General features: G+C 57.4%; 7 protein-coding genes. All 7 read left to right on the top strand.

What is annotated here, in order from left to right:
* Window positions 1-80: 80 nt before the first annotated feature.
* The 7 genes from BISA_RS08185 to BISA_RS08155 all read left to right on the top strand — a co-directional run bounded on the left by BISA_RS08185 (window position 81) and on the right by BISA_RS08155 (window position 12,333).
* Window positions 81-713: a TetR/AcrR family transcriptional regulator gene (locus BISA_RS08185; RefSeq protein ID WP_033891387.1), complete on the top strand. Its 633-nt coding sequence runs from the start codon at window positions 81-83 to the stop codon at window positions 711-713.
* A gap of 280 nt (window positions 714-993) precedes the next feature.
* Window positions 994-2,322 (top strand): MFS transporter, encoded by a 1,329-nt coding sequence (locus tag BISA_RS08180; RefSeq protein WP_033891341.1) that lies wholly within the window; start codon window positions 994-996, stop codon window positions 2,320-2,322.
* 156 nt (window positions 2,323-2,478) lie between these two features.
* Window positions 2,479-4,614 carry a beta-galactosidase gene (locus BISA_RS08175; RefSeq protein WP_033891339.1) on the top strand — a complete coding sequence of 712 codons (2,136 nt, stop codon included), beginning with the start codon at window positions 2,479-2,481 and terminating at the stop codon, window positions 4,612-4,614.
* Between the two features lie 285 nt (window positions 4,615-4,899).
* Complete coding sequence (locus BISA_RS08170) at window positions 4,900-6,246, top strand: glycoside hydrolase family 30 protein (RefSeq protein ID WP_033891337.1); 1,347 nt, start codon at window positions 4,900-4,902, stop codon at window positions 6,244-6,246.
* A 206-nt stretch (window positions 6,247-6,452) separates the two neighbouring features.
* A complete protein-coding gene (locus BISA_RS08165; RefSeq protein WP_033891336.1) occupies window positions 6,453-8,957 on the top strand; it encodes a glycoside hydrolase family 31 protein in 2,505 nt (834 codons plus the stop codon).
* 106 nt (window positions 8,958-9,063) lie between these two features.
* Window positions 9,064-9,702 (top strand): TetR/AcrR family transcriptional regulator, encoded by a 639-nt coding sequence (locus BISA_RS08160; protein WP_033891335.1) that lies wholly within the window; start codon window positions 9,064-9,066, stop codon window positions 9,700-9,702.
* 276 nt (window positions 9,703-9,978) lie between these two features.
* On the top strand, window positions 9,979-12,333 hold the full coding sequence (locus BISA_RS08155) for a glycoside hydrolase family 3 N-terminal domain-containing protein (protein WP_033891386.1): 2,355 nt from the start codon (window positions 9,979-9,981) through the stop codon (window positions 12,331-12,333).
* Window positions 12,334-12,382: the final 49 nt, after the last annotated feature.

The following is a 12,382-nucleotide window of genomic DNA, read 5'->3' as shown; positions in this document are numbered from 1 at the left end:
GCTCTCCTCGGTCTAAGGAGAGCCACATCTTTTTGTAGAGAATGACGCTTATCGAATAAACATTCGATATAATGGCTCGCATGGTAGCAGCGAAGCAGAAGAGGGTGCGTAAAAGTCCCGAGGAAAGGCGCAGCGAGATTGCGCAAGCCGCAGTACGTCTGGTGGGGGAGAAGGGCTATTATGGCACATCCCTAAAAGACGTGGCTGATGCGGTAGGCATGAGCCAGCCGGGCCTGTTGCATTATATCGGCAATAAAGAAGGCCTGCTGTCGATGCTTATCACCGACAATTACGATACATATGGCACGCCTGACGACTTTATGCAATCAGGATTGCCGGGCAGTGACCCCAATCGTCTGCTATTCCCCTCATATCTGAGGTATTTGGTTCGGTATAACGCGCAGCGGCGCGAATTGGTGCGCTTGTACATGAGCCTTGAATCCGAGGCGTTCAGCCCCGAGCATCCGTTGTTCGAGTACTTCGAGAATCGTCCGGAAGCGGTTTGGGATCATTATTGCCGTTATCCGTGGGTGATTCCTTCTCAACTGGGCTCGTGGGAGGATTCCATGAAGCCGATAGTTCGTCTGTGCATTGAGGCTATGGATGGAACTCAGCTGCGTTGGATGCGTCAGCCTCCCGTGGATTTGTATGATGAATGGCTGAAATTTGAAGCGCTGATTTTCCCTTCACCCCTCTGGGATAACTATCGTTGACGCTGTGATGAGTGGAATGCCGTCAACAATGGTGTTGGCGGCGCCGCTCATGCTGCTGTTCTACTGAAGAGTCTTTACTAGATAAAATCATTTCCGCGTGTCGCAAAAGGCGCTTACTGGTTGATAATCGTTGGAATTGCAATGTTTATTAGCTATCTAATACCTGCTATATAACAATTTGACAAAGAATGTTTTCAGGTTTATGCTAATGGCATATCTAATGCATGTTAGATACATGTCAAAGCAGACACTGAAGAAATAAGGAACACGAGGTTCAAGGATGAGTGCTTCAACCGCAATCCCCGCAGACGAGCGTCTGGCGGCCTTCAATGCGAATATCGAAGCGGCGGACAAGGATCCGTCGCTGTCTCCCGAAACCGGCAAGCAGATGGACAAGGTCACGCTGATTCGTTTCGGCGCCGGCTTCCTGGTCTTTGGCCTGCTGTGGATGAGCGGTCTGGCCATCGTTTCCGCCGTGCTGCTCACCAAGCACCTGCAGTCCATCTTCGGCCCGGATGTTGAAGGCCTGACCGGTGTAATCAACGCCTGTACTGCAGTCGCCTCCCTGGTTTCCAACCTGCTGTTCGGCACCCTGTCCGATCGTTCTCGCTCCAAGTGGGGCCGCCGTACTCCGTTCATCGTGCTCGGCGCCATTCTCGGCGGTGTGACCCTGTTCCTGACCGGCATGGTCACCAATGCTGTGGCCATCACCATCATTTACTGCCTGTGCATGTTTGGTCTGAACGCCATGATTGCCCCGCTGGTCGCCATGATCTCCGACCGTATCCCGATGAACGTGCGTGGCACCATGTCCGCTTTCTTCGGCGCCGGCCAGACCTGCGGTGCTCCGATTGGTACCCTTATCGGTTCTGCTTTTATCCTGAAGCCGTTCCCAGGCTTCATTCTCGCCGGCATCCTGATGTTCCTCGGAGGCATCGTTGCCGTGATCATCGTGCCGAAGGAATCCTCCGCAGACTTCCTGCCCAAGGATGAGGGCAAGGCCTCCGATGTGCTCCGCAGCTTCATTCCGCCAAAGTTCTCCACCGCTCACGACTTCTACAAGGCATTCGCCGGCCGTATTTGCATGCTGCTGAGCTACCAGATGATCACCGTCTATCAGCTGCTCATCTTCCAGAAGTACATCGGCCTTGATGACACTGCTGCCGGTGCTGCAATGGCCACCATGTCCGTGATCACTATGGTCGTTTCCCTTGGCGGTTCCGTGGTCGCCGGCCCGATCTCCGACCTCATCGGCCGCCGTAAGATTCCGGTCGTTGCCGCTTCCGTGCTGTTCGCCATCGGTATGGCTATGCCGTGGATCATGCCGACCACGCTGGGCATGTTCCTCTATGCCGGCATCGCTGGCCTCGGCTACGGTGTCTACTCCTCCGTGGATCAGGCCCTGAACGTCGACGTGCTGCCGAACAAGGAAGAGGCAGGCAAGGACCTCGGTGTGCTGAACCTCGCCACCACCTTGGGTCAGATGCTCGGCCCGGTGCTCATGTCCGTGATCACCATGACCCTCGGCTACGCCGCCGCCTTCCCGATCTCCATCGTGTTCGCGCTGCTCGGCTGCGTGTTCATCATGATGATCAAGGGCGTCAAGTAAGCCTCGCGTAGAACGCGAAACCATGCAATAACCCTCTCGGCTGCGGCCGGTCCGCTTGAATCAATCCAGTGGACCGGCCGTTTCCATACATTCCAGTCAGCATTACATACAACCAAATCAAATCAAATCCAACCACAGCAGGGGAGTGACCTTACGATGAGCAAGACCAGCGTTGACCGCATCCTGTTCGGCGCAGCCTACTATGACGAATACATGCCCGCAGGGCAGGACCGTATCGAAACCGATATGCGCATGATGGATGCGGCCGGCATCAACGTGATTCGTATCGCCGAATCAACCTGGAGCACCTGCGAGCCACAGCCGGGCGTATTCGATTTCAGCCATGTCGACCGTGCGCTGGAAGCCGCACATCGCCACGGCATCAGCGTGATCGTCGGCACACCCACGTACGCGGTGCCCGCATGGTTGGTCAAGATGCACCCGGATGTACTGGCCGAGACTCCGGCAGGCCCCGGCAAGTACGGCCCGCGCCAGATCATGGATATCGTCAACCCTGCCTACCGGTACTATGGCGAACGCGTGATTCGCCGCCTGATTGAGCATGTAGCCAACCATCCGGCGGTCATCGGCTATCAGGTGGATAACGAAACCAAGTATTACGATTCCGTAAGCCCTGATATGCAGGCGTTGTTCATCAAGTACCTGCGCGGCAAGTTCCATGATGATTTGGATGCGTTAAACGCCCACTTTGGGCTCGACTATTGGTCCAACCGTGTGGACGCTTGGGAGGACTTCCCGGATGTGACCAATACGATCAACCAATCGTTGCGCGGCGAATTCGACCGTTTCCGCCGTGCGCAGGTGGCTGAATTCCTCGCATGGCAGGCGGATATCGTGCGCGAATACGCCCGCGAGGACCAGTTCGTCACCCAGAACTTCGACTTCGAATGGCGCGGCTACTCCTACGGCATCCAACCGGCCGTCGATCATTTCAAGGCTTCCAAGGCCGTGGACATCACCGGCGTGGACATCTACCATCCAACCGAGGATGAGCTTACCGGCACCGAAATCGCCTTCGGTGGCGATGTGACCCGTTCCACCAAGAATGGTGCCAATTATCTGGTCTTGGAAACCGAGGCTCAGGGGCAGCATGGCTGGGTGCCGTTCCCCGGTCAGCTGCGCTTGCAGGCTTACTCGCACTTGGCATCCGGCGCGGACATGGTGGAATACTGGCACTGGCATTCCATCCATAACTCCTTCGAAACCTATTGGAAGGGGCTCTTAAGCCACGACATGGAATCGAACCCGACCTACGAAGAGGCCGGCGTATTCGGCCGCGAGGTTGCGGACATTGCCGTAGGCGGGCGTCTGGTGCATCTCGCCAAGCGTAACAAGGTGGCCATCATGGTCTCCAACGAGGCGCTTTCCGCATTGGAATGGTTCCGTGTGGAAACCGGTTTCCCGGATGGAGTGGGCGTCAACTACAACGACATTGTGCGCCGCGTCTACGATGCCTTCTTCCAGCTCAACGTGGAGTGCGACTTCCTGCCAGTGGATGCCCCCGCCGAGCGTCTTGCGCAGTACGCCATGATCGTGACCCCGGCCCTCTACTGCACGCCGGAGGGGACTATTGCGCGCCTGCGCGACTTCGTGGCGAACGGTGGCCATCTGCTTTCCACGATGCGCTCGTTCATCACCGATGATGAGGTCACGGTCTGGGATGATCGCGCACCGCACAACCTGACGGACGTGTTCGGCCTGACCTACAACCAGTTCATCCGCCCGAAGAATCGTGTTGCCGTTGAGTTTGCGGATGATGCAACACTGGCCGGCACCGCGGCAACTCAGGCCGAAGCATTGATTGAACTGCTGAAGGTAGATACCGCCGCCAATACCGAAGTGCTTGCCCGCTATGGCCACTATGCATGGGAATCCTATGCGGCAGTGACCCGTCATCAATTCGGTCAGGGCAGCGCCGAATGGATTGGCACCTTGCTGGATGCCGATACGATGCGTACCGTGGTTCGCGAGGCTGTGGAGCATGCCGGTCTCAAGCCGGTTGGTCTGCCGCTCGCCGGTACCGTCACCGTGCGTCAAGGCGTGAACCAGGCCAGCGAAACCGTGACCTACCTGCTCAACTATTCTGCCGATTCGGTAACTTTCCCGAGCCCGGTGACCGGTTCGGTGGTCGTGGCGCCTCAAGTTATTGGTCCGGATGGCACTGTTGACGAAGCGGCCTCCGCTGCGCTCGCCGTTCGTCCGAGCAAGAGCGTTCAGGCTGGTGAGGAACTGACAATCCCGCGCTGGAACCTGGCTGTCATCATTGATTGATGATTGATTGGTCCCTGTGATTTTGGCTCTCCTTCGATTGAAGGAGAGCCTTTTTGCTGTGTGCGGCAACGTATGTGGTATCCAATAACTACTAAAAGGTAGATAAATAAAACATAGGATATTCACAACAATTGAGACATGCCGGTGTTTCCTAGTCATATCTTGCGCTATATATATCTAGTAGCTGTTAGATAAAGAAGTCACCTGACGGCGAAGAAGCATAACTCAACGAAGAGCAGCGCGGCTGGAGCAACCGCGTAACCATCCAAAGAAAGGAAATCCATCATGACCACATGGATCGCCACCACCCCGGACGCCAAGCTTGTGGATCGTTCGGCCGAAGTTGCAGCCACCGGTGCGACCGTTGCTGCCGATCTGCAGCTCGACGGCAACGAATACCAGTCGCTGCGCGGTTTCGGCGGCTGCTTCAACGAACTCGGCTGGCTGCCGTTGCAGACCGTAACCGAAGCCGAACGCGACCAAATCATCAAGGAGCTCTTCGACCCCGAAGAAATGAACTTCACGTTCAACCGCGCACCTGTGGCCGCCAACGACTTCGCTGACCACTGGTACAGCTACGACGAGGTCGAAGGTGACTATGACATGGAGCACTTCTCCGTCGAGCGCGACGAGGAAACCCTGATTCCGTACATCCACCGTGCTCAGGAATGGCAGCCGGATATGCGTCTGTTCTCCAGCCCGTGGTCCCCGCCGACCTGGATGAAGCGCCCGAAGGCCTACAACTATGGCCGTCTTATCCAGACCCCGGAAAATCTCAAGGCCTACGCCAAGTACCTGGTCAAGTACATTCAGGCCTACGCCGAGCATGGCATCACCGTGAACCAGCTGCATGTGCAGAACGAGGTGTTTGCCGACCAGAAGTTCCCGAGCGCCCTGTGGGATGCTGAAGCCCTGAAGGTCTTCATTCGCGACTACCTTGGCCCCGCCTTCGACGAAGCCAGCCTCGACACCGACATCTGGCTGGGTACCCTGAACGGTCCGGAAGACATGAAGTGGACCGGCGGCGGCTACGGCATGGCCCTCAACAACTACAACCGTTTCGTGGACAACATTCTCTTCGACGACGGCGCCCGCCATTATATCAAGGGCATCGCCTACCAGTGGGCTGGCCAGAACTGCATCGCCCGCACCCACGAATCCTGGCCGGAGATCGAGCTCATCCAGTCCGAATCCGAATGCGGCGACGGTCAGAACACTTGGGAATACGCGGAATACGTGTTCCATCTGATCAACCACTACTTCCGCAATGGCGCCACCGCATACACCTACTGGAACATGATTCTGGACGATCAGGATTCCACTTGGGGCTGGTGGCAGAACTCCCTGTTCACCATCACCGCCGACACCCACGAAGTGCGTCGCAACCCTGAATACTACGTGATGCGTCACTTCTCCAAGTATGTGCGTCCGGGCGCCAAGCTGCTCGGTACCACCGGCCACTTCAACTCGATGGCCATCGCCTTCCGCAACCCGGACGGCACGGTGGTCGTGGTGGCACAAAACGCGCTGGAGAACGAGATGCCGTTCGAGTTCGCCGACCCGGCCAACGCATCCCGCGGCATCAAGGTCACGCTCGCTCCGCGCTCCTTCAACACCTTCGTGCTTGACTGATTGATTTCGGTTTGAGCCATCGGCAACTCCTCCCGTCGCATGCGACGAGAGGAGTTTTGCATTGTCGGTCATACGTCGCATTGCAGTCATTGGGCATGATGCGATGTGTCGCACTGCGCTGAGGGATTCATGTCGGCTTCTGAATTGGCGACTATTGATGATATCGTTGTCATGAATTCAGGCGTCACTATGCAAAGGAGCTCGGCATGACCTTCCCGAAACTCGCGACCAATCCCGGCATGAGCCAGGCTGCGGTGATTCAAGGTGACCGCTGGCGTATTGGCATCCTTACGGAATCGCTTATCCGCCTCGAATGGCAAGACGATGGCCACTTCGAGAATCATGCCACGCAGATGGTCGTCGACCGTAACTTTGCCGGTGAAACCCCACGCTTCACTCAAGTCGTTCGCGATGGCCTGCTTATTGTTGATACGCCGTCTTTGCGCTTGACCTATGATATGCGGCCTTTCAGCAAGGAAGGCTTGAGCATTGTGGTCAAAGGCGTGGCCAACTCCCAGATGAACACTTGGCATTACGGGGATACGCAGCGCGGCAACCTCAGGGGAACGGCTCGTACGCTCGATGAGGTGAACGGCGAGACGGAGCTTGGCCTCGGCGTGATCTCGCATGATGGCTGGGCGGTTATCGACGACTCAGCTTCCAACATAATCGTTGATGGCGATGAAGCTGCCGAAGTCAAAGGCGAGGCCAATCCATTCGGCACTTGGGTGGTTCCGCGTGACAACGATGGCATCGACCTGTACTTCTTTGGTTATGGTCACCGTTTCATTGAAGCTGTGCAGGATTTCTATCGCCTGACCGGTCCGACTCCGCTGTTGCCGCGTTTCGCTCTTGGCAACTGGTGGAGCCGCTACCATCGCTACACTGAGGCCGAATATCTGGAGTTGGTGGACCGCTTTGAGCAGGAGGGCTTGCCGTTCACCACTGCCGTTATCGACATGGATTGGCATCTCGTGGATGACGTGGACCCCAAATATGGTTCCGGTTGGACCGGATACACCTGGAATCGCAAGTTCTTCCCCGATCCAGAACAATTCCAGCGCACTCTGCATGAGCGCGGCCTCAAAACCACGCTGAACGTTCATCCTCGCGATGGCATTCGTGCCTTCGAGGAGGGCTATGCCGAAGTGGCTGAGCATATGGGAATCGATCCTAAGAGCGAAGAGCCGGTGGAATTCGATTTGACCAGCCCGCGATTCATGGATGCGTACTTCCAGCTGCATCATAAGCTTGAAAACGTGGGCACCGATTTCTGGTGGCTGGACTGGCAGCAGGGCGGTGTGACCCGTCAAAAGGGTTTGGATCCATTGTGGATGCTCAATCACATGCATTATCTCGATTCGGGGCGTGAGGGCCATTGGCCGCTCACCTTCTCCCGCTACGCAGGTCCAGGCTCGCATCGTTATCCGGTCGGCTTCTCCGGCGATACGGTAGTCACCTGGGAATCGCTGAAATTCCAGCCGTACTTCACCTCCACCGCATCCAATATCGGCTATGGCTGGTGGAGTCACGACATCGGCGGCCACATGTTCGGCTACCGCGATGAGGAACTTGAGGCCCGCTGGTATCAGCTCGGCACATTCAGCCCGATTAACCGACTTCACTCCACTGATTCGCCATTCAACGGCAAGGAACCCTGGAACTTCCATGCCGAGGTGGAAGCGGCGATGGATATGGCGCTGCGACTGCGTCATATGCTCCTGCCGTACTTGTACACGATGAATTGGCGCGCTGCGGTTGAAGGCCGCCCTCTGGTTGAACCGATGTATTGGCAATCGCCGGAGAATGCGAACGCCTACGGTGTGGAACAGGAATTCCGCTTCGGTACAGAACTGGTTGTAGCTCCGATTGTCACGCCCGCCGACCGCGATGTGCAGTTGGCCAAAGCAGACGTTTGGTTGCCGCAGGGCACTTGGTTCGACTTCTTTACCGGGCGCCGCTATGAATCCCGTTCAACCAACGGTCGTAAATTCGAGGTGTGGCGCGGGCTTGATGGCATGCCGGTGTTTGCCAAGGCGGGCGGCATCGTGCCGTTGCAGCAGTTGGATGAGCTGAACGGTCGCGAGAACTCCGTCGATAATCCGGTGCATCTCGAGGTATTGGTGTTCCCTGGTGCTTCTGGCGCGTTTACGCTCAAGGAAGACGATGGCTCCAATCAGGCTCGTCCAGACGAATCGGCATTGGCCTCCACTGCCATGAGCTTTGCTTGGCATGAGGCTGCTGGTCGCTCTAGATTCGTCATCGAGCCGGCAGCTGGCAATACTGCAGCCGTTCCCGAATATCGCACTTGGAGCATCACCTTCCAAGGTGTGGCGCAAACCGATCTTGCGGTTACCGTAGATGGTGAGCCCGCAGAAGCTCAGGTCTCATATGATGTGGACACATTCGGTCTGACGGTCACCGTTGCCAATGTTCCGACTGCTGCGCAGGTTGTGGTTTCAGGTGCATTGAGTATCGCAGAGGATCCGGCCATCGAAGATGCATTCCGCGTGCTGTACGATGCGCAAATCGATTACCTTACCAAGGAGCGTGCGTACTCGCTTATCCGCGAGAACGGTGCCGGAGCATTAGGGGCATTGCATACGCTGGAAAGCAAGGCCAGCAGCCATCCTCGCCACGATTTCGATGACTCGCATATGCCGATTTCGGTGATTCAAGCCGTGGCTGAGCCATTGTTGCGCACCGCGTGATTGGCTCCGCGGCAATCTCATTGATCGTTAAGTGGGCTCCCATTGCATTTCGCAGTGGGAGCCCTTCATTACCGCTTGGTAATGAAGTGGGATACACTAGGCAGCTATGGCTGCAGAAACCACTTCCAATCACAAACGAGTTCGTAAATCGCCGCTTGAGCGCAAACGTGAGATTCTTGATGCCGCAGTGCGCCTGATTTCCGAACGTGGGTACAACGGTATTTCGGTGCAGGATGTGGCGGATGCGGTAGGTGTCACCAAGCAGGGCGTGTTGCGATACATTGGCAGCAAAGACAATATGCTTTCGATGGTGTACCTCGAAAACTATAACGAGGGTGGCAACATCAGCGAATTCAAGTCTTCTGGGCTTCCGGGGTCCACTGTTGATGATCTTCGTCTGCCGGCCTATCTGCGCTATCTGGTGCATTACAACTCCCAGCGTCGCATGCTGGTGCAGCTGTTTTCCGTGCTGCAAGTGGAAACCTTTAACCCCGATCACCCGCTGCATGAGGAGTTTGCCGATCGACAGGACTCGATTTGGGAATATTATTCCGGTTTCAACTGGCGCATTCCTCCATCATTCTCTTCGTTCGATGAAGTGCGCCCCACGGTGCGCAAAGCGCTGGAGGTCATGGATGGCATCCAGTTGCGCTGGCTGCGCGAACCCGCCATTGACCTGAACGAGGAGTGGGCTGAATTCGAGCCGTTGCTGTTCTCGTCGCCCCTGTGGGACGGCTATCGCTGATTACGCGCAGTTACTGTCTGTTTTGTCGAAGAAACAGACAGTAACTGCGCGTGTGAATGAATAGGTTGCGCAGTTACTGCCTGTTTTGCTGTGAAAACCGGCAGTAACTGCGCGGGTGTTGTGTTGGGGTGCGCAGTTACTGCCTCGTTATGCCTCCTGCTATGCCTCCCTTGGGGCAAAACCGTCGCTGTTTTCCGCGTGTTGGATTGCATATCGCAGTAAACTACCAATCGGTAATTAAAGATGTTCGATTTCATCGAAGAAAGCGAAACTGTCATGACCGAAAACACGGCAACCGCCGAAACCTTGCCCTACAAGAACCCCGAACTGCCTGCGTCCGAGCGCATCGCAGACCTGCTCTCCCGCATGACGCTGGAGGAGAAGGTCGGTCAGATGATGCAGCTTGACGCTCGCGGCGGTGATCTGGATGACCTTATCGTCAACAAGCACGTCGGCTCCATCCTGCACACCAGCCCGGAAGACCTGCCGCGCGCGGTCAAAACCGTCAATGAGAAAACCCGCCTCGGCATCCCGCTGGTCATTGGTGATGACTGCATCCACGGCTACTCCTTCTGGCCTGGAGCCACCATTTTTCCTTCTCAGCTCGGCATGGCACTGAGCTGGGATGCCGAAAAGGTGCGCGCCGCGGGCCGTGCCACCGCTGAGGAAGTCTCCTGCACCGGTGTGCACTGGACCTTCTCCCCGGTGCTGTGCATCGCACGCGACACCCGCTGGGGCCGCGTGGATGAAACCTTCGGTGAGGACCCAACGCTGATTGGCGAGCTTGCCTCCGCTATGGTCAAGGGCTATCAGGGTGGCGCCAAGGCTGGCGAGAAGCTGCCGAAGGATGCGATTTTGGCCTGCGCCAAGCATTTTGCCGGCTACTCCGAAACCCAGGGCGGACGAGACGCTTCCGAGGCTGACCTGTCTCACCGCAAGCTCGAATCCTGGTTCCTGCCGCCATTCGAACGCGTAGCCAAGGAAGGTTGTGGCACCTTCATGCTCGGCTACGAATCCATCGACGGCGTTCCGGTCACGTTCAACAAGTGGCTGTTGACCGATAAGCTGCGTGGCGCGTGGAAGTACAACGGCACGCTGATTACCGACTGGGACAACGTTGGCCGCTCCGTATGGGAGCAGAAGGTCAAGCCGGATTATGTGCACGCCGCTGCAGACGCGGTCAAGGCCGGCAACGATCTGGTCATGACCACCCCGCAGTTCTACGAGGGTGCCATCGAGGCTGTAAAGACCGGCCTGCTGGACGAATCCCTGATTGATGAAGCCGTCGCCCGTATTCTTGCCCTGAAGTTCCGTCTCGGTCTGTTCGAAGATCCGCGTTTGCCTGATGCCGAACGCATCAAGACCGTCATCGGCTCCGAGGAGCACCAGCACATCAACCTTGAACTGGCTCGCGAAGCCGTGGCACTGCTGCGTAACGATGGCAACCTGCCGTTCGCTGCAAACAAGGCCAAGCGCATCGCCGTGGTCGGCCCGCTGGCCGATGACGCACAAAACCAGCTGGGCGACTGGACCGGCAACTCCGGCCAGGTCTCCTGGATGCCGGACGGCCAGCCGCGCGAGATGATCACCACCGTGCTCGACGGCATTAAGAAGCTCGCCGGCGACGGCACCGAAGTCGTGTACTCCCGTGGAGCCAACATCGTGGACCTCGTCACCGACCCGGCCGGCGAACTGTACCCGGATGGTCAGCCTCGCCCGAAGATCGGTGTCTCCGCCGCAGTCGATCAGGCAATACTCGACGAAGCCGTGGCCAATGCTCGCCAGTCCGATCTGATCGTGGCCGTAGTGGGCGATACTGTGCAGCTTACCGGCGAAACCTGCTCCACCGCCACCCTCGAACTGCTCGGCGGCCAGAACGCGCTGCTCAACGCGCTCGCAGCTGTGGCCAAGGAAACCGGCAAGCCGATGGTCACCGTGCTGGTGAGCTCCAAGCCGCAGATCTTGCCCGCATCCATCGTGGGGGAGAACGGCGTGTTTGCCAAGCGTGTGAGCGACCCCGAAACCGGCACCGGTTCGATTCTGTGGGCCGCAAACCCGGGCATGAAGGGTGGTCAGGCCATCGCCGAAATCATCTTCGGCATCACCAATCCTTCCGGTCGCCTGCCTGTCACGTTCCCGCGCCACGCCGGCCAGCTGCCCGTCTACTACAACCAGGTGCGCGGCCAGCACGGCGATCGCTACGCTGACCTCACGCAGGATCCGGCATTCGCATTTGGCGAAGGCCTGAGCTACACCACCTTCGAATATGGCGAGCCAACCATCACGGGCGGAGCATCCAACGCAGACGGTACCTTTACCGAAACCGACACCGTGCACGCTGAAATCACCCTGACCAATACGGGCGAAGTGGCTGGCACCGAAGTCGTGCAGGTCTACATCGGCGACATCGTGACCTCCTACAGCTGGACCGACCGCGAGCTGAAGGCCTTCCAGCGTGTGGCGCTCGAACCCGGCGAAACCAAGACCGTTGCCTTCGATATCCCGGTGGCCGACTGCACCATCGTGGATTCCGAAGCCAACCGCATCGTGGAGCCCGGCGAATTCGAACTGCTCATCGGCCATTCGTCCCGTCGTGAAGACCTGAAGCGCACCACCTTCACCGTGGCATAGCAATCGGCTAGTAGTCACTGAGAATCCTCGGATATAAGTGATGCCCTGC

Origin of the sequence: Bifidobacterium saguini DSM 23967 (assembly GCF_000741715.1) — a bacterium.
Lineage (GTDB): Bacteria > Actinomycetota > Actinomycetes > Actinomycetales > Bifidobacteriaceae > Bifidobacterium > Bifidobacterium saguini.
This window is presented reverse-complemented; position numbering and strand designations above follow the sequence as displayed.